Below are 22,124 nucleotides of genomic sequence, written 5' to 3' on the forward strand. Positions count from 1 at the left end.
TCAAATGCCGACGGTTCCGGGCGCGTCCTCGGTCGCCGGACGGCTCGCGAGCGGCAGCTCCCGGCCGAGGATCGCGAACGCGCGCTCGTCGCCGGGGAAGATGAAGTCGCGCAGCACGTCCACGAAGCCGAACCGGCGGTACAGCCGCCAGGCCCGGGACCGCTCCTCGTCCGCCTCGGGCGTGGACAGCAGCACGGTCGAGCCGTCGGCCATCGACAGCAGCGCCCGCAGCTGCCGGGCGCCGATGCCGTGGCCCTGCGCGCTCGGCCGGACGTGCAGCTCGACCACCTCGAAGCAGCTGCCGAGCCAGTACCGCCGGGCCGGCTCGTCGAGGGCGGAGCGGACCTGGTCGTGCCACCACTGGCCCGGCCCGGAGACGTAGCCGTAGCCGAAGCCCGCGAGGTGCCCGTCGGTGGTCAGGGTGGCGACGGCCCGGAATCCGGCCCGCCGCACGTGCGCGCCGATGTAGCCGCGGCGGGTCTGCAGCAGCTCGGCGCGGTAACCCATCGCCTCGCCGTAGACGCTCACCACGTCGTCCAGCCGCCGGAGCATGTCGTCCGGCTGCCAGGGAACGAGCCTCATCGCTCTCCTTCCTGCCAGCCCAGCACGGCCCTGTCGCCGCTGATGCCGCGCACCGCGAACCGGGCGAACAGCTCCTCGGCGTACCACCGGGCGGCCGGCGTGCGTGCGATCACCGCGCGGTGCTCCGGCTGACGGTACGCGAAGGCGGTCAGATCCGTCTCGCTGCGCCAGAGGCTGACGGTGCCCTGCCAGCCGATCGGCGCCTCGCCGATGCCGAAACGGGCGAGCAGGCCCGGCGCCGCGGCCAGCTCCCCGGCCACCGGCGCGATCGCCCGCCAGAACGTCAGGGCCCTGGCCGGGCGCAGCCGGGCCCGGGTCAGCGCGAGCACCGGTCCGTCGGCGCGGCCGCCGCGCGGGTCGCCGAACGGCGCCCGGCCGGACCAGCGGCCGCGGCTGGCCAGCGGGGTCAGGTCGACCCGGGCGGCCTGCTCCGCGAGCCGGTCCCACCCGGCCCCGACCGGCCCCAGGTCGCCGCCGGCCGGACTGTCCCAGGCCAGCACGGCCGCGTACCGGGTCAGGTCGGCGTCGCCCGGTCCGAAGCTCGTCCCGGTGGCCGTGCCGAGCAGCTTGCCGAAGCGCACGCCCGGCAGCGCCCGCAGCCGACCGCGATCGCCCGCCATCCGCAGCAGCGCGCCGCCGAGCGCGCGCCGCGGCACCCGCCACACGTGCAGCGTGACCAGCGGCGGTACGGCGCTCATCAGGCCAGGCTACGGAGCGCTCTTGAGCCGGAGCTCGGTGACCCTGATCCGGGGGAACGCGGTCTCGCCGATCTTTTCGTAGCGGGCCTCGATCACCGGGCCCTGTTCCGGCGGCAGCAACACGCTCAGCGAAGGCCCCCGCGGATCGGTCGAGACGACCCAGATCCGGGTGATGCCCGCCAGGCAGGCGGCCGGGTCCCGGCAGGACCGCTGCCGCCACGACCAGGCTGGTGTCCGCGACGGATCGATGAGCGCCTCCCGCGGCCGCCGCTCGGGCGGCAGGTCACGCCACTCGTAGCGGAAGCCGCGGTACGCGTACTGGTAGCCGGCGAAGACGACGGCGTCGCCCGGCTGCTGGTGCGCCCGGATGAACGCGGCCGCCGGGCGGAACCCGAACTCGGTCAGAATCCCGTCGCCGCGGATCAGCACCTGCTGGTCCCAGCTCACGAACGTCAGCCCGGCCAGCGTCGCCGCCAGCACGGCCGCGCCGGCACCGCGGGCGCCGGCCTCGGCGGTCAGGCGCCGCAGCGCGTACGCGGCGGCCAGCACCCAGGCCGGAATCGTGAAGAGCAGGTAGCGCGGGTAGAAGAACGAGAACTCGTGGAACGTGTAGTACGCGAGCACCGCCGGGAGCAGCGCCCAGACGGCCAGCAGCGCGGCGAAGACGCGGGCCTTGAAGGCCAGCCCGGCCAGCGCGGCGAGGCCGAGCACCAGGAAGAAGCCGGCCGCGGCCGGGCTCATGAACAGGTCGGCGGGGAACAGCTGCACGCGCTCCCAGGTCGGGTCGGGTACCCAGCTGATCTGGCCGCCCTGCCGCCGCCCGACGAGCACCAGCGGCGAGCTGACGAGCACGGCGGACCCGGCCGCGACCGCCCAGCCGATCAGGATCCGCCGCCGCCGCTCGCGGTCCGCCCGGGCCGCCGCCACGACGGCGATCAGGTGTGCGGCCAGCGCCATCAGCGCGACGAGGTGGCTGGCGGCGACGAGTGCGACGGCCAGGCCGTAGTAGAGCCAGCGCAACGCGGACGGGCGCTCCAGCGCGCGGAGCAGCAGCAGGACCGCGGCGACCGAGGCGAGCACGGCCATCGCGTACGGGCGGGCCTCCTGGCCGTAGCGGGTGACCGCCGGGACGGCCGCCAGCAGCAGGCCGGCGAAGAGCCCCGCGGTCGCGTCGAACAGCCGCCGCCCGACCAGGGCGGTCAGGGCGGCGGCGCCGGCGATGCACAGCGCGGAGGGCAGCCGGAGCGCGACGGCCGAGTCGCCGAACACGGCGACCCACCCGTGCAGCACGACGTAGTACGGCACCAGCACGAAGTCGACGGTCTCGGCGAACCTCCACAGGTCGGGCAGCGACAGCGAGGCCGCCCACCAGGTGGCGTGCTCGTCGCGCCAGAGCTGCCGCTCCCCGATCCCGATCAACGTCACGATCAGCGTGACCACGAACGGCGCGGCGGCGAGCGTCAGCGTCTCCCGCCGCCCCCTTATGTCGGTGTCGATGGCGCTACGCCACGTCTATCGCGGTGCCGCCGGTGACGCGGAGCAGCTCGGCGTACGTGATCGGGAAGACCACCTGGGGCACCCCGCCCGCGGCCCAGATCTCCGGGTAGCCCGCGAGGGCGGTGTCGACAAGGGTGCGCACCGGCTTCGGATGCCCGAGCGGCGCGACGCCGCCGATCGGCTGTCCGGTGTGCAGCCGGACGAACTCCGGCGTGGCCCGCCCCAGCTTCGCCAGCCCCAGCGCGGCCGCGACTTTCCGGGTGTCGACCCGGTGCGCACCGGAGGTGAGCACCAGCAACGGCTCGCCGTCCGCGTCGAAGATCAGCGAGTTGGCAATCTGTCCTACCTCGACGCCGAGCGCGGCGGCCGCCGCCGGCGCCGTGTGCACGCCCTCGTCGAAGACGGTCATCCGCGGCGAACCGCCGTCGGCGGTGCGGGCGTCCGCGTTGACCAGCGCGGCCTCGACGGCCTGCACGTTGGGGTGGCTCTCCATCGGACCATTGTGCCCGGTGCGATGGGCGATTTTGGACCCAGCCCGATTGCCGCCGCGAGATTCGCGCCGAGCGCTCGTCCGGGAAGAGCGCCCACCAACTCCCTAGACCCTTTTTCCCTTACGCGGGCCGGGGTCGACAACCGCAGCAGCGGCGTCCTCGACCCACTCACGGTCCGAACTCCGCCTGCGGTGCGCGGAGGTCCGGGCCGGGCACCGGTGGCGGCGCCCGGCGGTCGGCGCGCTCCCTGCCGCACTCACGCTGGCTGCGCCGACGGCTGTGCGTCACCTGGGCTGGGGAGAGAATCTCGACAGCCGGTCCCTGGTGGCTTTCTTCGACGAGGCGTCGTTCAAGGCACAAAGCACCGTCTTCTGGGCGGCCTGAGCGCGATGGTCAATGGGCGATCATCGCGGCCCGCCGCCTCGCGGTGTCACACGCCGACGGCGGTGGCGCTGGCGTCCCAGAGCCGGGCGGCGAGCTCCGGGTCGGCGGCCCGGCGGTCCGGCGCGGTCACCCGGTGCCCGACGTAGTAGGCGCCGTCGGTGACCTCCGCGGTCGTCAGCCAGCAGAGCAGCGCTCCGGCCTTCTCGGAGCTGGTGAGGAACGGCGCGAACCGGTAGAAGAACCTCATCACCGCGCCGGTGCCGAAGTTGCTGCGCACGATGCCCGGGTGGAACGACACCGAGGTGATGTCGGGCCAGCGTCGGGCCGCCTCCGCGGCGAAGAGGATGTTCGCGGCCTTGCTGGCCCCGTACGCCTGCCACATGCTGTGGCCCTGCGCCGACCCGGTGAAGTCATCCGGATTCGCCCGCCCACCGCGATGCGCCTGCGACGCGGTGTTCACCACCCGGCCGCCGCGCAGCGCGTCGCGCAGCAGGTTGGTGAGCAGGAACGGAGCCAGGTGGTTGCCCTGCATCGTGGACTCGAAGCCGTCCGCGGTGCGGACATAGGACCCCGGCATGCCGCCGGCATTGTTCGCCAGGACGTCGATCGACGGGTACGCCGCCAGCACCTTCGCCGCCAGCTCACGCACCTCGTCGAGCGACTCGAAGTCGGCGCGGAACTCGTCCGGCTCCGGCCCCGTCGCGGCGGCCCGGATCTGCGCCATCGCGGCACCCAGCCGGCTCGGGTTGCGGCCGACCACGATCACCTGGTCGCCCTGCGCGGCAAGCTGCTCGGCCGCGGCCAGGCCGACACCCGAGCTGGCCCCGGTGATCACGACGGTGCGCGGCATTCCGTACTCCCTTGGTCGTCGGTGCGGCAGCCGCACCACCGAGCATTCTGGCACCGGTCTCACAAAAAGGATCGACAACATGCCATCCACGGCGGCCGGACGCCCCAGCGCGCCCGCCGCCGCCTCATGCCGGCCGCGCAGCACGCCTGCCCGATCTGAGCCTGGTCCAAGTCTGGTCCGCTTCGAGCCCTCGACCCGGGTCCGACCCGAGTCCGCTCCGGGCTCGGGCTGAGTCCGGTCCAAGCTTGGTCTGAGTCCGGTGCGAGCCCGGTCCGCGCCGGCTCGAGGTGGTTGCCTTCTTCGGCGCGACCGACGCTTTGAGCCCCGGTCCAGGCCGTGCCCCACCGAGCCCGGGCCCGAGCCCGGCCGGGCTCGGCCGTGCGGATCCGGTGGGCGTGCGGCGTCGCCGAGGTTTCCCCGCCCGTGACCTGCGGATCTCCGGCCGTCGGCCCGGCCCGTCGTAGATGATCTCCGGCCGTTCCGGCCGTCGCCGCGTGTGTTGCTTTTTTGTCGGACCCACGGTGTACTCTCATCCGTAGTTAGAACGAGTGTTCGATTGGTTCGAACTCCTGTGCCAGGCGATCGCTCGGGCTGACTGACCAAGGAGCCACGTTTCGCGGCGGGCTCCCGCGTGCGACGCCCGCGAAGCGCCGCACGCTAGGTCCGGGCATTCGCGGGCCCGGACCGGCACGAGGCAGGACCGCCGTTCGCCGCCCTCGACCCCCGGGCGGCGGGCGGCGGACCCGCCGGCAAGCCCGGCCGGGTGTGGTGTGGGGAAGCTTCACACCCGGCCGGCTGCCACAACCGCTGTGCCTTCCTCCGCAGCGGGATCGGTTCGACCAGCACGTCGGATGCGACACACGCGAGGAGAGACCATGGTGAGCAACCCGGCTTACCCGGTGCCAAGGCAACCGAGCCCAGGCCTGCTGGCGCACGCACACGCGCCAACGGCCGCGGCCCAGGCGGCGCCGACGGTTCCGGCCAACCTGCTGCCGAGCCGCACGCCCGCCCAGCTGCTCGCCATCGCCCGCCAGGGCCTGGCGGAAGCGGCACGCACCCGTCCTGACGGCCTGCGCTACGCGGCGGCACACCTGGCGGCGCTACGCGCGGCGGCGGCGGTGCTCGCGGCCCGGGCCAGGCCGGCGGCGCCGACCAAGCGCGGCCGGGTGACCAGCGCCTGGTCCCTCCTGGTCCTGGTGGCACCGGAGTTCAGCGACTGGGCGAGCTATTTCGCACTGGGCGCCGCCAAGCGCTCGGCCGCCGAAGCGGGCATCCCCCGGGTGGTCACCGAACGCGAGGCAGACGACCTGCTGCGCGCGGCGGAGCACTTCGTCTCGCTGGTCGAATCGGTGCTGGGCCTGGCCTACCAGCCGACCCTCGAGGCCGCCTGACCACCCGGCCCCGGCCGTCGCCCCCCGATCACCGGATCGGGCCGACCCGCCGCGCAGCCAAGTCGGCAACGCCGATGTCGAGCCGTCCGACCCACCCGGACCGGGACGACCATCGCCTCGCAGCACCGCGCGAGCGCAACCGGCCCCGCTACGTCGAGGACGCACCGGATCGGCGGCCTGCCGCCCGCGCACGCAGGTCTCACACGGCGCCGAATACGACCCGGATGTGCTTCCGCAGCCAGCACGGCCCCAGGCCGCGCGCTTGGCGGGACTCCCAGGATCCACCTGCGGGTCCTCAACCCGGTCGCCGGCCGCTCCACCCAGAGCCACCGCGACGCTCCCCAGAAGCGAGCCACTCATGACACAGCCGCCGCCGACCCGGACGCCGCCGACGTCGTCGACCCGGACGCCGCCGCCGTCGTCGACCCCGGCGACGCCGAGCTGGACGCCGACGACGCCAACCCCGCCGCCGACCCGGATGCCGCAGCCGACGTCGTCGACCCGGATGCCGCCGCTGTCGGTGTCCTGGACCGCGCCGCCGTCGTCGATCCGGATGCCGCCGCTGTCGACCCCGGCGACGCCGAGCTGGACGCCGACGACGCCAACCCCGCCGCCGACCCGGACGCCGCAGCCGACGACGTCGACCCAGATGCCGCAGCCGACGACGTCGACCCGGATACCGCAGCCGACGACCTCGGCGATGCCGAGCTGGATGCCGACGACGCCAACCCCGTCGTCGGCCCGGATGCCGCCGCCGTCGTCGACCCGGATGCCGCCGTCGTCGACCTCGGCGACGCCGACCCGGACGACGGCGACGCGGTCCAGGACGCCGACGCCGACCCCGCCGCCGTCGTCGACCCGGATTACGCGGCCGTCACGCCCGTCGGTCTCGTCGGTCCGTGCCCGTGCCCGTGCGACGCCGACGGTGGGGTGTCGGTTTGGCCTGGTCGGTCGGTTTGGCCGGTTTGGCCTGGTCGGCCGGGTCGGCTGGTTTGGTGTTCGGACTTATGTCGTGGCCCCGGGTGGGCCGTGACCTTGAAGATCAACTTCGATGGATGTAAGGCGGGGCGGGGAAATGGCCGGGCGCATGATCAACGGTGCTGCGGCCCTTGCTGACCTGATCCGTCCGGTCGGCGAGGCGGACGGTTTCGGGACCCACCGGGTGCTGCCGGTGTTGCCGGAACTGAGTGGCCTGCTTCCGAGCCGGAGCCTCCGCCGGGGTACCACCATCGCCGTCGCCACCGGCCGTTCCTCCGAACTCGATGGATTCGCGCACGGGGCGCGCCGCAACTCATCGAGGTCCTTGGTGGGGAGTACCTCGCTGTTGCTGGCATTGATCTCGGCGGCGTCCCGCGCCGGATCGTGGTGCGCGGTTGTCGGCGTTCCCGCGCTGGGCGCGCTTGCCGCTGCCGAGAGCGGGATCGCCCTGGACCGGCTCGCGCTGGTGCCCGACCCCGGTCCTGAGTGGCCCACCGTGGTCGCCGCCCTCATCGACGGGGTGGACGTGGTGGTCATCGCCGTGCCCGGGCAACTCTCCCCGTCGATCACCAGCCGGCTCGTGGCCCGGGCGCGGCAGCGCGGCTGCGTGCTGGTGCCCTACGGGCGGTGGGACGGCGCCGATGTGACGTTGCAGGTCACGCACGGACAGTGGGAAGGACTCGGCGCAGGCCACGGCAGGCTGCGCCGCCGCAAGGTCACCGTCGTCGCCCGTGGCCGGGGCGCGGCCGCCCGGCCCAAGGAGATCACCATCTGGATGCCGGGAGTCACCGCCTCACCCCCGAACGACCCGGACCCCACCTCCGGCATCCCACCCCGCCGCCCCACCACCATCTCCCCGACCTCGCCTCCAGCCGCCGATGACGGCCCGGCCCCCACAGGGACGGCCGGAGAGGGCCGAGTTTCCGCGATGGCCGCGGGGGTGAGCCGGGTTCGTGTGGGGGTGGCCGGCGAGGGTCGGTTCTCCACGGGAGTGGCCGGGGAGGACCGGGCTTCTGCGAGGTTCGCGGGGGAGGGGCGAGTTTCTGCGGGGGTGAGTCGGGTCTCTGTGGAGACGGTTGGGGAGGGCCGGGCTTCTGCGGGGTTCGCGGCGGAGGAGCGGGCTTCTGCGGGGGTGGCTGAGGAAGGTCGGGTCTCTGTAGGGGTGGCTGGGGAGGGCCGGGCTTCTGTGGGGGTGGGGAATGAGGACCGGGTCTCCGCACGCTCCGGACGGCTTGCCTCTGTTACGCGTATCTCGCCTGCGGCGGCGTCTTCGGCGGGTGCTGCCGAGCTGGGTTCGCCGGGGGCTGCGGATGGGTGGGGCGACGGCGGGCAGGCGGAGCTGTTCTCGGTGGGTTTCGGGTGAGTGGGGGCAGCGCCGGAGTGCGGACCCTGCTCGTCTGGTGTCCGGACTGGCCGGTCATGGCCGCCGAGATCGTGGATGGGGTTCCCGCCTCCGAGGCCGTTGTCGTGCTGCGGGGGAATCGGGTTCTTGCGTGTTCCGAGGCCGCGCGCGCCGAGGGGGTGCGGCGCGGGCTTCGGCGGCGGGAGGCGCAGAGCCGGTGTCCTCACCTTGTCGTGGTCGAGCACGATCCTGGGCGGGACGCTCGGGCGTTCGAGCCGGTCGTCGCCGCGGTCGAGGAGGTTGCGGTCGGGGTCGAGGTCATTCGGCCCGGGGCCTGTGCGCTTGCCGCGCGTGGGCCGGCCCGGTACTTCGGTGGCGAGTTGGCGGCCGCTGAGCGGATCGTCGAGCAGGTGGCTCAGGCCTGTTCCGTGGAGAGCCAGGTCGGGATCGCGGACGGGGTCTTCGCCGCCGGGCTTGCGGCGCGGGCGGGGCAGGTCGTTGCTGTTGGGCGTACCCGGGAGTTCTTGGCGGGGGTGCCCGTCGAGGCGCTGGAGCGGCCCGATCTGGCCGACCTGCTGCGGCGGTTGGGGATCAAGAGCCTGGGGGACTTCGCGGCGTTGCCGGCCTCCGATGTGCTGACCCGCTTCGGGTTCGACGGGGCGCTTGCGCATCGGCTGGCCGGCGGGCTCGACTATCGGCCGCTGGCGGTGCGGCGGCCGCCGCCGGACCTGGACGTCCAGGACACCTATGACGAGCCGCTCGAGCGGGTCGACGTGGCCGCGTTCGCCGGGCGCGTGCTGGCCGAGCGGCTGCACGACCGGCTCGCCGCGCACGGGCTCGCCTGCACGCGGCTCGGCATCGAGGCGGTCACCGCCGACGGGCAGGAACTGCACCGGGTCTGGCGGCACGACGGCATGCTCACGGCCGCGGCCATCGCCGAACGCGTACGGTGGCAGCTCGACGGCTGGCTCACCGGCGCCCGGCGCGGCGCACCCAACCGGCCGACCGCGGGGCTGGTTCGGCTGCGGCTCGTGCCAGAAGGGGTGCTCGTCCACCTCGGGCTGCAGCCCGGGCTCTGGGGCGACGCCGGCTCCGAACGGGAACGAGCCCATCGCGCCCTGAGCCGCATCCAGGGTCTGCTCGGCCCGGAGGCCGTGGTCACCGCCGTGCTCGGCGGCGGGCGGTCCGCGGACGACCAGGTTCGCCTGGTGCCCTGGGGCGACGAGCGCGAGCCCGCGCGGCCCGGCGGTGACCTGGTCACGCCGCTGCCGGCGTCCGGCGCGGTCGCGGTATCGCCGGCCGAGCCGCCCGGTCTCGTCGCGCTGGCATCCGCCCCACCGTCGGTCGACGGCTTCACCCGGCCGCCGGCCGATGGTCATTTCTCACCGGCCGTTGAGGACCTTGCCCCGCAACCGGCCGGCGGTTCCGCTTTGCCGTCGGCTAGGGGCTCGGTCCCACCGGAGGGCCTCGACCCCTCGCCGGCCGGAGGTGGGGAGCGGGGGAAGGCGCGGCGTGGGCTGAAGGTGGTGCCCGATGCCGCCCCGCTGGAGATCTCGCGCGATGTCGAAGAGGCAGGCCCAGCGACCGCGGAACGGGATGCGCGGGAAGTAGGCGCGACGTCGCCGAGGAGCGTTGGGCGGTCCGATGCCGCACAGGACGAGGCACGGAAGACGGTCCAGGGGAGCGCGGCCCAAGCAGCGGCGGAAGCGGACGAGGGGCCGGAGCAAGGAGCGGGGCCAGCGGAGAAGGCAGGGGGCGGGCAGGGAGTGGGGGGTGGGAGGGGGCGGGGGGTTAAGCGGGTTGTGCCGTTGGCGCCGTGGCCTGGGCGGGTGCCTCGTCCTGCGCCTGCGTTGGTTCTTCCGCAGCCGCTGCCTGCCGTGGTGCTGGACGCCGGTGGGCAGCCGGTCGGGGTCAGTGCTCGGCTCGAGCTCTCCGGTGAACCCGCGTTTCTGCTGATTGAGGACGGCGGTTCGGCCGGGGACGGCGGGCGGGTGGAGATCGTCGGGTGGGCCGGGCCCTGGCCGGTCGACGAGCGTTGGTGGGCGCCCGTCGAGGCGCGGCGCCGGGCCCGTTTCCAGATCGCCGTCGTCGACGGCCGGGCGTTTCTGCTCTCCCTGGTCTCCGGGCACTGGGCCGTGGAGGCCATCTATGACTAGTGCGGTTTCGTGCCGCCGTCCTTCGAGAGCTGATCGGCGGGTTGTTCGCGATGGGGTTTCATAATCCGCGGATGCCGTGGTCCGCGCTCGAGGGCACGCTCTCCGGCAAGCGGCATCTGCACGTCGTCGACCCGCTCGCCGTCGACGCGGACGGTGGGGACTCGCCCGCCTGGAGCCGGAAGCGGCAGCCCTATCAGGCACCCGCGCTGCTCCGGACCCACAGCCCGGACCGGTACGCCGAGCTGCACTGCCACACCAACTTCAGCTTCCTGGACGGGGCCAGCCATCCCGAGGAGCTTGCCGAGGAGGCCGCCCGGCTCGGGCTCACCGGGCTCGCGGTCACCGACCACGACGGCTTCTACGGGGTGGTGCGGTTCTCGCAGGCCGCGCGGGAGCTCGGCCTGCCGACCATCTTCGGCTCCGAGCTCTCCCTCGACCTCACCAGGCCGCAGAACGGCGAGGCCGATCCCGAGGGCCGTCACCTGCTGGCCCTCGCGCACGGCCCCGAGGGGTACGCCCGCCTCGCGCGCACCGTCTCCCGCGGTCAGCTCGACGGCGCGGAGAAGGGCAAGCCGGCGTACGGCGAGCTGGAGGACGTCGCCGCGGTCCTGCGTGATCACGTGCTGGTGCTCACCGGATGCCGCAAGGGCAGCGTTCCCCGGGCGCTCGCGCGGGGCGGCGTCCCGGCCGCGGCGTACGAGCTGGATCGGCTCGTCGATCTCTTCGGGCGCGGCAACGTCGCGGTGGAGCTCACCGATCACGGCGACCCCTACGACGACGACCGGAACGACGCGCTTCACGAGCTCGCGCTCGGGCGGCGGCTGCACATCGTGGCCACCAACAACGTGCACTACGCGACCCCGGCCCGGCGCAGGCTCGCCACCGCGCTCGCCGCGGTCCGGGCGCGGCGCAGCCTGGACGACATGGACGGGTGGCTGCCCGCCGCCGGCACCGCCCATCTGCGCAGCGGTACCGAGATGAAGCGGCGGTTCGCCGCCTATCCCGGTGCGGTCGAGAACGCCGCGATGTTCGGCGAGGATCTCGCGTTCGACCTCAATCTGGTCGCGCCGAGGCTTCCCGACTTTCCCATTCCGGAGGCCGGGCACAGCGAGATGAGCTGGCTGCGGGAGCTGACCATGCGCGGCGCGCGGGAGCGGTACGGGCCGCCGCAGGCACACCCCAAGGCGTACGCGCAGATCGAGCACGAGTTGCGGATGATCGAGGAGCTCGATTTCCCGGGGTACTTCCTGGTCGTCTACGACATCGTGAAGTTCTGCCGCGACCAGAACATCTACTGCCAGGGCCGGGGGTCGGCGGCCAACTCCGCGGTCTGTTACGCGCTGCGGATCACCAACGTGGACGCCGTCGAGTACGACCTGCTCTTCGAGCGGTTCCTCGCCCCCGAGCGGGACGGGCCGCCCGACATCGACGTGGACATCGAGTCGGACCGCCGTGAGGAGGTCATCCAGTACGTCTACCGGCAGTACGGGCGGGAGCACACCGCGCAGGTCGCCAACGTCATCTCCTATCGGCCGCGTTCCGCCGTACGGGATATGGCCAAGGCCTTCGGGTTCTCGCCCGGGCAGCAGGATGCGTGGAGCAAGCAGATCGACCGGTGGGGCAGCGTCGCGTCGGTCGACGTCGACGAGATCCCCGAGCAGGTTCTCGCGTTCGCCAACGAGGTGCAGAGCTTTCCGCGGCATCTGGGCATCCACTCCGGCGGCATGGTCATCTGCGATCGGCCGATCATCGAGGTGTGCCCGGTGGAGTGGGGGCGGATGCCGGGGCGCACGGTGCTGCAGTGGGACAAGGACGACTGTGCGGCGATCGAGTTGGTCAAGTTCGACCTGCTGGGGCTGGGGATGCTCTCGGCGCTGCACTACGCGTACGACATGATCGAGTCCGACCTGGACATCAGCACGATGCGGTTGGACGACGACGAGGTCTACCGGATGCTGTGCCGGGCCGATTCCGTCGGGGTCTTCCAGGTGGAGAGCCGCGCGCAGATGGCCACGCTGCCCCGGCTCAAGCCGGACAAGTTCTACGACCTGGTGGTGGAGGTCGCCCTGATCCGGCCGGGGCCGATCCAGGGCGGGTCGGTGCACCCGTACATCCGGCGCAAGAACGGGCTCGAGGAGCCGACCGTGCCGCACCCGCTGATGGCCAACGCGCTGGCCAAGACCCTCGGCGTGCCGCTGTTCCAGGAGCAGCTCATGCAGCTGGCGATCGACGTGGCCGGCTTCGATCCGGCCGAGGCCGACCAGTTGCGCCGCGCGATGGGCTCGAAGCGGTCGGTGGAGAAGATGGAGCGGATCAAGGCCCGGCTCTACCAGGGCATGGCCGAGCGTGGCATCACCGGGGAACTCGCCGACGACCTGTTCGTGAAGCTGTCCGCGTTCGCCAGCTACGGCTTCCCGGAGAGCCACGCGATGAGCTTCGCGTATCTCGTCTACGCCAGCGCCTGGCTCAAGCGCTACCACCCGGCGGCCTTCTGCGCCGCGCTGCTCAACGCGCAGCCGATGGGCTTCTACTCGCCGCAGTCGCTGGTGGACGACGCCCGCCGGCACGGGGTCGAGGTGCGCCGGCCGGACATCAACGCGAGCGACGCCGCGGCGGTGCTGGAGTCGACCGCGCGGACCCGCTGGTGCAGCGAGCGCGACGAGCCGCCGCACGCCTGGGGGCTCGGCGGTCCGGCCGTGCGGATGGGGCTGGCCAGCGTCCGCCGGCTCGGCGACGATCTGGCGCACGCCATCGAGGACGAGCGGCGCGCGCACGGCCCGTACCGGGACATGGCCGATCTCGCGCGCCGGACCGGATGCACGACCGCCCACCTGGAGGCCCTCGCGACCGCCGACGCCTTCGCGGGTTTCGGTCTCTCGCGGCGCGAGGCGCTGTGGGCGGCGGGTGCCGCCGCCCAGGACCGGCCGGACCGCCTTCCGGGTACGGTCACCGGCACCGAGGCGCCCACCCTGCCGGGCATGGCCGACGTGGACAAGCTCGTCGCGGACGTCTGGGCCACCGGGCTGTCGCCGGACGCGCACCCGGCGCAGTTCATCCGGGGCGAGTTCGAGCGCGCCGGGGCGCTGCCGATCGCGCGGCTGGGCCGGGTCGAGGCCGGCACCCGGATCCGGGTCGGCGGCATCGTCACCCACCGGCAGCGGCCGGCGACGGCGGGCGGGGTCACCTTCATCAACCTCGAGGACGAGACGGGGATGCTCAACGTCACGTGTTCGCCGGGGCTGTGGCAGCGCTACCGGAAGGTGGCCCGGACCAGCGCGGCGCTGATCGTGCGGGGGCGGCTGGAGAAGGCCGAGGGGGTGCTCAACCTGGTGGCGGACCGGCTGGAGGCCGTCGCCCCGCCGGTCACCCCGGCGTCCCGCGACTTCCGGTGAGTGGGCGCTATATTTCCCGTTTTGCGCGCTTTTAAGTGTGATGCACGTATTCATCAGGGGGAGTTCGTCATGATTCGCGCCGTCGCCGCATTGGCCGCCGCAGCACTCCTGCTCACGGCCGATCCCGCCGCCGCCGCGGCGGCGATCGGCGGCCGGGTCGCCGCGGGGACCGGCAGCCCGGGAGCGGCGGCGATCAGCGCGGCGGCCGGGACGAAGGCCACAGCCAGGAAGAACGCCGCGGCCGCCGGCCGAGCCGTGGCCGAGGGCCTGGCCGCGGCCGGGAGCGCCGCTGCGGCCGGGAGTGGCGCCACGGCGGCGCGGAGGAAGACCGAGCTGACCCTGAGCTACATGGCCTTCAACGGGTACGCGACCGCGGTCGTGCTGCGCTGCCACCCGGCCGGCGGCACCCACCCGAAGAAGGCCAAGGCCTGCCGCCTGCTGACGAAGGTCGACGGCGACCCGGGCCGGCTCAAGCCCGCCGCGACGATGTGCACGCTGGAGTACGCGCCGGTCACCGCGCAGGTCAAGGGCGTCTGGCAGGGCCGTCCGGTCGACTGGTCGCGGAAGTTCGGCAACCGCTGCGAGATGAACCGGACCACCCGCGTGCTCATGGCGTTCTGACCGGCGCCTCGCCGAGTGGCGGGCCGCCGCTCCCGCCCCACGGCGGCACGCGGCCGATACGCTGCGCAGGTGGACACCGCATCGACGCGTACCCCCCGATCTCCCGTCACCGTGCGTACCGCAGCCGTCTGGGCGGTGCTGCGGCGTGAACTAGAGCGCAGCGCCGGACGGTCGCTGACCGTGCTCGACGTCGGCGGCGGGACGGGCGGGTTCGCCGTACCGCTCGCCGAGGCCGGACACTCCGTCACCGTCGTCGACGCCAGCCCCGACGCGCTCGCCGCCCTGACCCGCCGCGCCGCCGACGCGGGCGTGGCCGACCGGGTCCGGGCGGTGCAGGGCGACGGTGACGCGCTCGCCGGCCTGGTCGCGCCGGCCAGCGCCGACCTGATCCTGTGCCACGCGGTGCTCGAGGTCGTCGACGACCCGGCCGAGGTGGTCGCCGCCATCGCGACCGCCCTGCGCCCGGGCGGCGCGCTCAGCCTGCTCGTCGCCGGGCGGGCCGCGGCGGTGCTGGGCCGCGCGGTCAACGGCCACCTCGGTGCGGCGTCGGCGCTGGTCGACGACCCGGCGGGCCGCGCGGGCAACCGGGACACCCTGCGTCGGCGCTACGACGCCGAGACCGCGTCGGCGCTGCTCGCCGCGGCCGGCCTCACGATCGAGGAGATCCACGGGGTACGCGTGCTGGCGGACCTCGTGCCGGCGGCGGTGGTGGAGGCCGACCCGGAGGCGATGCTCAACCTCGAGCTGGCGCTCTCGGCCCGGCCGCCGTTCCGCGACATCGCCTCCCAGCTGCACCTCTTCGCGCGGCGCCCGTGACCGATCTGCTGCCGCCGGAGGCGTTCGAGCCGGTGCGCCCGGCGTACGGGGGCGGCAGCCTGGCCGACCTGCTGCCCAGCGTGTGCGCGCTGCTCGGGGTGCCCGGCACGGCGGACGTGCTGGGGCTGGGGCCCCAACTCGAGGGCGTCGACCGGATCGCGGTGCTCCTGGTCGACGGGCTGGGCAGCTACCAGTTGCCGCTCGTGGCCGCGTACGCCCCGATCCTGAAGGATCTCCCGGGCCGGGACCTGACCGTGGGTTTTCCGTCCACGACCCCGGTCAGCCTGGTCACGCTCGGCACGGGCGCGGCGCCGGGCGCGCACGGGATCCTGGGCTTCACGCTGCGCCTGCCGGACGGCGGCATCCTCAACCACATCCAGTGGGGCACCGACCCGGACCCGGCGCAGTGGCAGCCGGTGCCGACCTGCTTCGAGCGGGCGGCCGCGGCCGGCGTGAGCGTCACCCAGGTGACCCGCCCGCAGTTCGAGGGCACGGGCCTGTCGGTCGCGGCGAACCGGGGAGCCCGGTTCGTCGGCGCGGCGAACCCGGACGAGCTGGCGGCGGGCATGCTGGCCGCGCTGACCCGGCCCGGGCTCGTCTACGGCTACCACCCGGACCTGGACCACGAGGGGCACGCGGCGGGCGTCGACTCGCCGCCGTGGCGCACGGCCGCGGCGGAGGTGGGGCGGCTGGTCTCCCGGCTGGTCGACGGGCTGCCGGCCGGTGCCGCGCTGCTGGTCACGGCCGATCACGGGCAGCTCAACGTGCCCGCCGAGGGGCGCATCGACCTGGACCGGGACCCGGCGCTCTCGGCCGGGATCGTCGCGGTCTCCGGCGAGCCGCGGGTCCGTTACCTGTACGCGGCGGACGGGGCGCTCGATGACGTCATCGCGGCGTGGCGCGGGGTGCTGGGGCCGTCGGCCTGGGTGCTGCCGCGCGAGGAGGCGATCGCCGGCGGCTGGTTCGGTCCGGTGTCGCCGGCGCACCTGAACCGGATCGGCGACGTCGTGGTGATCTGCCAGGGGCGGAGCGTGGTGCTGGCGAGCGGGCGGGAGCCGGCCACGGTGGGGCGGCTGGTCGCGTACCACGGGTCGGTGACGGCGGCCGAGATGACGATTCCGCTGCTGAGTTCTGTCGTACCCGGCCGATAGCCTCCGGTCGTGGGACGAAGTCAGGCCATCGGGCGGGGGCGCGATCCGCGGTTCGGGCCGGACGCCGACGACGCGGGGTGCACGATCCTGCACGTCGACATGGACGCGTTCTTCGCCGCCGTCGAGGTCCGCCGCCGCCCCGAGCTGCGCGGCAGGCCGGTCGTGGTCGGCGGCGCCGGCCCGCGCGGCGTGGTCAGCTCGGCCAGCTACGAGGCCCGGCGCTACGGGGTCCGCAGCGCGATGCCCGGCGCCCGCGCCCGCGCGCTCTGCCCGCACGCCGTGTTCCTGCCGCCCGACTTCACCGCATACTCGGCCGCCTCCGACGCGGTCATGCGGATCTTCCGGGACGTGTCCCCGCTGGTCGAGCCGCTCTCGCTGGACGAGGCGTTCATCGACGTCGCCGGCGCGCAGCGGCTGCTGGGCCGCCCCGCGGTGATCGCCCGCGACATCCGCGCGCGGGTCGCCGAGGAGCAGCGGCTGACCTGCTCGGTCGGGGTCGCGCCGAGCAAGTTCGTGGCCAAGCTCGGCTCGACCCGGGCCAAGCCGGACGGCATGATCGTCGTGCCGGCCGGCCAGGTGCTCGACTTCCTGCACCCGCTGCCGGTCGGCGCGCTGTGGGGCGTGGGTGAGCGGGCCGCCGAGACGCTGCACCGGCTCGGCCTGATGACGGTCGGCGACCTGGCCGCGGCGCCGACCCGGATGCTGCGCGGCGCGCTCGGCGAGTCGTCCGCCGCGCACCTGCACGAGCTGGCCTGGGGCCGCGACCCCCGCCGGGTCGTGCCCGAGCAGGCCGAGAAGTCGATCGGCGCCGAGATGACCTACGACACCGACGTCACCGACCCGGCCATGATCCGCCGCAGTCTGCTCGCCCTGGCCGACAAGGTGGGTGTCCGGCTGCGGGCCGGCGGCCATGTGGGCCGCACGGTCACCATCAAGATCCGCGTGACGGACTTCCGCACGGTCAACCGGTCGCGCACGATGCAGACGGGCACCGATGTGGCACGCGAGATTTTCGAGACCTCCTGGGCGCTGTTCGAGGCGCTCCGCCCCGCCGAGGCCATCCGGCTCGTCGGCGTCCGGGTCGAGGGGCTCGCCCCGGCGGCGGGCGCGTCTCGCCAGCTCAGCCTGGGTGAGCCGGACCGCGGCTGGCGCGAGGCGGAGGCCGCGACGGACGCCGCGACGGCCCGCTTCGGGCGCTCCATCGTCGTACCGGCCAGTCTTTTGGGACAAACCGATCTGCGTCGAACCGAAAATCACCCGCACTCAACGGTCGTCCCGCTTTCCGACCCGCCACCGCCCTCGTAGACTGCGATTAGGCAGCCGGACGGCTGTCTCGCACCATCGGCCCGCCTGCACCACCGCCGGGGGGCCGGACATGCGCCCGGGGAGGAATGCCGTGCCGCTCTCGGAGCACGAGCAGCGGCTGTTCGACCAGATCGAGCAGTCGCTTGCCGAGGACCCCAAATTCGCTTCCGCAGTGCGGGCCAGCGACCCGCGTTTCCACGCCCGGCGCCGACTCGTCATCGCCGCGTTCGTGATCGTCGCTGGACTGGCACTGGTTGTCTACGGCACGGTGAGCAGCAATACGCCGCTCGGCGTGGCCGGATTCGTGGTCATGCTGGCCGCCGCCGCGTTCGCGATGCAGAGCCGCCGGAAGGGGCAGGCACCCGACCTGCACGCCGTCGGTGGCACCGCGACCCGCCGCACCAGGCAGACCCGGAAGGCGGGCTTCATCGATCGGCTCGAGGACCGCTGGCGTCAGCGTCCCGAGGGCCACCGCTAGCCGGCGACCGACGACGACGAAATGGCGGCCCCCGGCCGCCATCGCCGTATCCGCGCGGCTCATCACGACGGTGAGCCGCCGAACACCCGAGCGGTGTCCCGGACCAAGGGACGCCGCTCATTGCTATGCCCGCGCCAGGGCCGCGGTCATTCGCGCTCGGTGTCAGATCATGGTCGTTGGCATCGACCGGGTCGGCGTCGGTCGTATCCTGCTGGCCGTTGTGTAGGGCTTCCGGCCAGGGTGACCGGTGCCGGAGATCGCGGTTGCGGGCAGGATGGTGCCGGTTTGACGGATGGCCAAGGCTCGGCGGCAGACGGTCGGCGGGCCGGGGGTCGGGAACCAAGGGTTCGCCACGGGTCGGCGGTCGCGGTCGTCCGTTGGGTGGAGGTGCATCGGCTGGCGGTCGCCGGCAGGGTGCCCGAGATCGCCCGGGTGGTCGGGGACCGGGTGGCGAGGGTGTGGCTGCCCAGGTCCCGGTTCGCGGACGTGGCGGCGCTGGCGACCGCGACCCTGACGCTCGGCCCGGACGCCGGTTCCTACTACGACCTGGGCTGGGCCCAGTCCTCCACCGGGCAGCCCCGACAGGCTCTGGCCAACTACGAGCAGGCGCTGCACCGGTATCGCGAGGCCGGCGACCGCGCCAACGAAGGCGCCACCCTCAACAACATCGGCCTCGTGTACAGAAGGCTCGGGGACCGGCAGCGGGCCCTGGACTACTACCGGCAGGCCCTGCCCATTCGGCGGGAGGTCCGCGACCGTGGCGGCGAGGCCACCACCCTCACCAACATCGGCGCCGTCTACCACGAGCTCGGGGACCGGCAGCAGGCCCTGGACTACTACCGGCAGGCCCTGCCCATCCGGCGGGAGGTCGGCGACCGTGCGGGCGAGGCGGCCACCCTCAACAACATCGGCCTCGTGTACAGCAGGCTCGGGGGCCGCCAGCAGGCCCTGGACTACTTTCGGCAGGCCCTGCCCATCACTCGGGAATTCGGCGACCGCGCCGGGGAGGCCACCACCCTCAACAACATCGGCGCCGTGTACTACGGGCTCGGGGAGCGGCAGCGGGCCTTGGACTACTCCCAGCGGGCGCTGTCCATTCGGCGGGAGGTCGGCGACCGTGCCGGCGAGGCCGCCACGCTCACCAACATCGGCGCCGTCTACCACGGGCTGGAGGACCGGCAGCAGGCCCTGGACTACTACCGGCGGGCCCTGCCCATCCTGCGGGAGGTCGGCGACCGCGCCGTTGAGGCCGTCGCCCGGTACCGCATCGCGATGATCTACCGGGCGGATCGCGATCTCGACCGGGCGGTCGGCGAGCTCGAAATCGTCGTCGACCTCGACCGCCAGGTCGAATCCCCGGACCTCGAAGCCGACACCTCCATGCTCGAACAGGTACGCCGGGAACGGGCAGAGGCGCGGAGCGCGACCTGATCACAGGTGGGTCAGAGCCGGCGAGGTCGGATATGCGAAACGCCGCCCGGCGGGTGGTGCCCGGGCGGCGTTCGCGGAGCGGGTGCGGGGTTCAGCGGGTGCGGCTCGCCAGGAGGCGCCGAGGGCTGAAGCGGACCAGCCGGTCCCGCCCGTTGCTGAAGAGACCCACCCAGCGGGCCGACACGTCCGCGAGCCCCATCCGCCAGCGCAGCATCACCGACGGCGGCAGCAGCAGTGCCACGATCCGGGTCCGCTTCGTCGCCGTCCTGGCCATGCTCTTGCGGACCTGGCCGAGCGCCACCGTCAGCTCCCCGCCCTGCAGCGGCTGCCGCGCATAACGGGCCTGCTCCTCGGCCCGCCCGAGCAGCACCGCCGACTCGGCCGGGGCGTCGGTCAGCTCGGCCTCCCGGACCAGGCGCTGCGCGGTGTGCCGGGGTGTCTCGGTCGGGTCGACGGGCACCCGGTAGTCGATCATGGTGTCGATCAACTCGTCCCAGGCCGCGTGGGCGTCCTCGCGGGCCCGGACCGACTCGGTGGTCACCACGATGTCGCGGGTGCCCGGCGGGGCCGGGCCCGTCGCCACCGTCGCCGTCTTCGGAACCGTCGCGGAGTGGCGGCGCCTGCGTACCAGGATCCGGCGCAGGGCCGGCACCGCCAGCAGGACCAGGAGCACCGCGACGAGCGCGATCGTCAGCATGGTCGCCGTGGAGATCGTCGCCTGGATGCCGGCGCCCGGCGAGTCCAGGGCACCGTCGTCCACGTCCCGGTCCGGGCGCTGCGCGGCGCCCGGCGCCGACGACGGGTCCGTGCCCGGCGCGGCCGATGCCGTCGAGGACGCCGACGGGGTGGCCACCGCGTCCGTGTCGTCGGCCCAGGCGGAGCGGGTCGAGCCGACCACGGCCGCCGCCGGGGTGGCGTCGAACGGCACCCAGCCGAAGCCGTCCAGGTAGACCTCGGTCCACGCGTGCAGGTTGCGGTTCGTGAGCACGTACGCGTCACCGTCGCGGGTGCTGCCCCGGGTGAAGCCGAAGGCCACCCGGGCGGGGATGCCCGCCTCGCGGACCATCCAGGCCATCGCCGCCGCGTACTGCTGGCAGAAGCCGGCCTTGCCCTCCAGGAACGTCGCGATCGCGGACTTGCCGGGCTGCGGCTCCGGGGTCTGCAGGCTGTAGGTGAAGCCGTTGTCCCGGGAGAAGTAGCGGTAGATCGCCGAGACCCTGTCGTAATCGGTGCGCTGGTTCTTGACCAGGCCGGCCACCAGCACCTGGACCTTGGGGTCGTTCGGCACGGCGGTGAACTGGGTGCGCAGCGGGTCGTCGCTGGCGAGCGCCTCGGCCGTCCGCAGCTGGGCGGGGGTGTACTTGGCGCGGACGTAGTCGAACGAGTACTTCTTGCCCTTGGTGGTCGTGCGGTTGGAGAAGACCACCTGGCTGTTCGGGTCGTACAGCCAGGCGCCGTCGAGGCCGTCAGTGTCGGTGATGGTCGAGTAGATCGGCGCCAGGGTCTGGCCGAAGTCGTTCGTGATCTCCACTTCCGCGCGGTACTGGGTGTACTCCACCCCCGCGGTGGCGCCGCTCTGGCGCGGGTCGTCCACGCCGCGCGACAGCGGCCGGCCGGTCGGCGTCCGGTTGGAGACGGCCTCTTCGGTGATCACGTCGGCCACGCCGAGGCGCAGGTAGAACGGGTCGGGCTCGTTCGTGGTGACCCGGACGTAGTTGGTGATCTGCGCCTGGTTGAGCTGGCCGCTCAGCAGCGCGAAGAGGTTGACCCGCCCGTTGCCGCCGGTGCCGTTGCCGCCGACGCCGCCGCCCGCGCCCGACTGGGTGAGGCTGTTCAGCAGGCCGGCGTTGACGCCCGGCACGACCAGCGGCAGCAGCACGGCGACGGCCATCCCGATCACCGCGAGCCGGCGCCCGGCCGCGGCCAGCGGCGACGGCTCCCACACGTCGACGTCGCGGCCGTCGCCGGTGAACCTGCGGCCGAAGCGGCGGACCCGGTCGACGTTGTCCGCGACCAGCAGCCAGAGGAAGCCGGTCGCGCCGACGACGAACGTGAGCATCGGGACGCTGTCCAGGTACACCGCGACCGGTACCGAGTAGATCGCCAGCATCGGCAGGCCGGCGAGGGCCGGCTTGCGGGCGACGACGGCGAGCATGTCCACCACGATGGCGACCGTGCCGATGCCGAGCACCGCGATGAAGAGCAGGCCGTCGCGGTCCGGCACCGGTACGCCGTACGAGCGGGTGTCGGTGCCGGCCTCGGCGAAGAGCTCGCCGAAGTGGTTGAACGTGGCCGGCGAAGGTATCAGCGACAGCAGCTCGTCACCGCTGGGGAACATCCAGGTCAGCGTCAGCAGCAGGACCGCGACCATGGCGATCGCCTGCGCCCAGGTGGGGAACCGCAGCGTACGGGTGAGCACCGCCGCGCCGGCGACGAGGCCGACCGCGAGGATGCACTGCAGCAGCCACGTCCAGGTGTCGAAGATCGCCGAGAGGGGCGCGGCCGCCAGCAGGGTCGAGGCCGCCGCCACGAGTCCAAGTCGTCGTCGCCCGGTCACCGCA

Annotated in this window: 16 protein-coding genes and 1 pseudogene; 11 read left to right on the forward strand and 6 right to left on the reverse strand. The window is 73.6% G+C overall.

Features of this window, described 5'->3' with window-relative positions; all coding sequences use genetic code 11:
- The 5 genes from ACIBSW_RS14865 to ACIBSW_RS14885 form a co-directional block, all read right to left on the reverse strand.
- Window positions 1-582, reverse strand: a complete 582-nt coding sequence (locus ACIBSW_RS14865; protein ID WP_354717007.1) for a GNAT family N-acetyltransferase — start codon at window positions 580-582, stop codon at window positions 1-3.
- Window positions 579-1,280, reverse strand: coding sequence for a monooxygenase (locus ACIBSW_RS14870; RefSeq protein WP_354717005.1), 702 nt, complete (start codon window positions 1,278-1,280; stop codon window positions 579-581). Before ACIBSW_RS14870 ends, ACIBSW_RS14865 begins: the two co-directional genes overlap by 4 nt.
- A 9-nt stretch (window positions 1,281-1,289) precedes the next feature.
- Window positions 1,290-2,705 carry a glycosyltransferase family 39 protein gene (locus tag ACIBSW_RS14875; RefSeq protein WP_354717003.1) on the reverse strand — a complete coding sequence of 472 codons (1,416 nt, stop codon included), beginning with the start codon at window positions 2,703-2,705 and terminating at the stop codon, window positions 1,290-1,292.
- Between the two features lie 76 nt (window positions 2,706-2,781).
- The gene (locus tag ACIBSW_RS14880) at window positions 2,782-3,270 is read right to left on the reverse strand and encodes a YbaK/EbsC family protein (RefSeq protein WP_354717001.1); all 489 of its coding nucleotides are present in this window, start codon (window positions 3,268-3,270) and stop codon (window positions 2,782-2,784) included.
- Window positions 3,271-3,698: 428 nt separating this feature from the next.
- A complete protein-coding gene (locus ACIBSW_RS14885; RefSeq protein ID WP_354716999.1) occupies window positions 3,699-4,502 on the reverse strand; it encodes an SDR family NAD(P)-dependent oxidoreductase in 804 nt (267 codons plus the stop codon).
- 875 nt (window positions 4,503-5,377) lie between these two features.
- Here ACIBSW_RS14885 and ACIBSW_RS14890 point away from each other — a divergent pair.
- The 11 genes and pseudogenes from ACIBSW_RS14890 to ACIBSW_RS14940 all read left to right on the forward strand — a co-directional run bounded on the left by ACIBSW_RS14890 (window position 5,378) and on the right by ACIBSW_RS14940 (window position 19,563).
- A complete protein-coding gene (locus ACIBSW_RS14890; RefSeq protein ID WP_354716997.1) occupies window positions 5,378-5,893 on the forward strand; it encodes an SAV_6107 family HEPN domain-containing protein in 516 nt (171 codons plus the stop codon).
- Window positions 5,894-6,251: 358 nt separating this feature from the next.
- Entirely contained in the window at window positions 6,252-6,926 is a 675-nt protein-coding gene (locus ACIBSW_RS14895) for a hypothetical protein (RefSeq protein ID WP_354716995.1), read from the forward strand.
- Between the two features lie 42 nt (window positions 6,927-6,968).
- Window positions 6,969-7,718, forward strand: a pseudogene (locus ACIBSW_RS14900) (hypothetical protein); the annotation flags it as partial.
- Between the two features lie 572 nt (window positions 7,719-8,290).
- Window positions 8,291-10,369 (forward strand): DNA polymerase Y family protein, encoded by a 2,079-nt coding sequence (locus ACIBSW_RS14905; RefSeq protein ID WP_354716993.1) that lies wholly within the window; start codon window positions 8,291-8,293, stop codon window positions 10,367-10,369.
- Between the two features lie 50 nt (window positions 10,370-10,419).
- Complete coding sequence (locus tag ACIBSW_RS14910) at window positions 10,420-13,761, forward strand: error-prone DNA polymerase (protein WP_354716991.1); 3,342 nt, start codon at window positions 10,420-10,422, stop codon at window positions 13,759-13,761.
- A gap of 69 nt (window positions 13,762-13,830) precedes the next feature.
- Window positions 13,831-14,382 (forward strand): SSI family serine proteinase inhibitor, encoded by a 552-nt coding sequence (locus ACIBSW_RS14915; RefSeq protein WP_354716989.1) that lies wholly within the window; start codon window positions 13,831-13,833, stop codon window positions 14,380-14,382.
- Between the two features lie 69 nt (window positions 14,383-14,451).
- Window positions 14,452-15,198, forward strand: coding sequence for a methyltransferase domain-containing protein (locus ACIBSW_RS14920; RefSeq protein WP_354716987.1), 747 nt, complete (start codon window positions 14,452-14,454; stop codon window positions 15,196-15,198).
- Window positions 15,195-16,349, forward strand: coding sequence for a nucleotide pyrophosphatase/phosphodiesterase family protein (locus ACIBSW_RS14925; protein WP_354716985.1), 1,155 nt, complete (start codon window positions 15,195-15,197; stop codon window positions 16,347-16,349). Before ACIBSW_RS14920 ends, ACIBSW_RS14925 begins: the two co-directional genes overlap by 4 nt.
- A 9-nt stretch (window positions 16,350-16,358) precedes the next feature.
- The gene (locus ACIBSW_RS14930) at window positions 16,359-17,654 is read left to right on the forward strand and encodes a DNA polymerase IV (protein WP_354716983.1); all 1,296 of its coding nucleotides are present in this window, start codon (window positions 16,359-16,361) and stop codon (window positions 17,652-17,654) included.
- 91 nt (window positions 17,655-17,745) lie between these two features.
- Window positions 17,746-18,132 (forward strand): DUF3040 domain-containing protein, encoded by a 387-nt coding sequence (locus ACIBSW_RS14935; RefSeq protein ID WP_354716981.1) that lies wholly within the window; start codon window positions 17,746-17,748, stop codon window positions 18,130-18,132.
- Between the two features lie 381 nt (window positions 18,133-18,513).
- Window positions 18,514-19,563 carry a tetratricopeptide repeat protein gene (locus tag ACIBSW_RS14940; protein ID WP_354716979.1) on the forward strand — a complete coding sequence of 350 codons (1,050 nt, stop codon included), beginning with the start codon at window positions 18,514-18,516 and terminating at the stop codon, window positions 19,561-19,563.
- A gap of 91 nt (window positions 19,564-19,654) precedes the next feature.
- Here the strand turns inward: ACIBSW_RS14940 and ACIBSW_RS14945 are convergent, their stop codons facing one another.
- A complete protein-coding gene (locus ACIBSW_RS14945; protein WP_354716977.1) occupies window positions 19,655-22,120 on the reverse strand; it encodes a DUF3488 and transglutaminase-like domain-containing protein in 2,466 nt (821 codons plus the stop codon).
- Window positions 22,121-22,124: the final 4 nt, after the last annotated feature.

Source organism: Actinoplanes sp. NPDC049668 (assembly GCF_044465445.1).
In the GTDB taxonomy this organism is placed as follows: Bacteria; Actinomycetota; Actinomycetes; order Mycobacteriales; family Micromonosporaceae; genus Actinoplanes.

Bases quoted from the DNA above. Each gene is read 5' to 3' on its own strand.
- ACIBSW_RS14865 (WP_354717007.1), bottom strand. From the start codon at position 582: ATGAGGCTCGTTCCCTGGCAGCCGGACGACATGCTCCGGCGGCTGGAC.
- ACIBSW_RS14870 (WP_354717005.1), bottom strand. From the start codon at position 1,280: ATGAGCGCCGTACCGCCGCTGGTCACGCTGCACGTGTGGCGGGTGCCG.
- ACIBSW_RS14880 (WP_354717001.1), bottom strand. From the start codon at position 3,270: ATGGAGAGCCACCCCAACGTGCAGGCCGTCGAGGCCGCGCTGGTCAAC.
- ACIBSW_RS14885 (WP_354716999.1), bottom strand. From the start codon at position 4,502: ATGCCGCGCACCGTCGTGATCACCGGGGCCAGCTCGGGTGTCGGCCTG.
- ACIBSW_RS14890 (WP_354716997.1), top strand. From the start codon at position 5,378: ATGGTGAGCAACCCGGCTTACCCGGTGCCAAGGCAACCGAGCCCAGGC.
- ACIBSW_RS14895 (WP_354716995.1), top strand. From the start codon at position 6,252: ATGACACAGCCGCCGCCGACCCGGACGCCGCCGACGTCGTCGACCCGG.
- ACIBSW_RS14905 (WP_354716993.1), top strand. From the start codon at position 8,291: ATGGCCGCCGAGATCGTGGATGGGGTTCCCGCCTCCGAGGCCGTTGTC.
- ACIBSW_RS14910 (WP_354716991.1), top strand. From the start codon at position 10,420: ATGGGGTTTCATAATCCGCGGATGCCGTGGTCCGCGCTCGAGGGCACG.
- ACIBSW_RS14915 (WP_354716989.1), top strand. From the start codon at position 13,831: ATGATTCGCGCCGTCGCCGCATTGGCCGCCGCAGCACTCCTGCTCACG.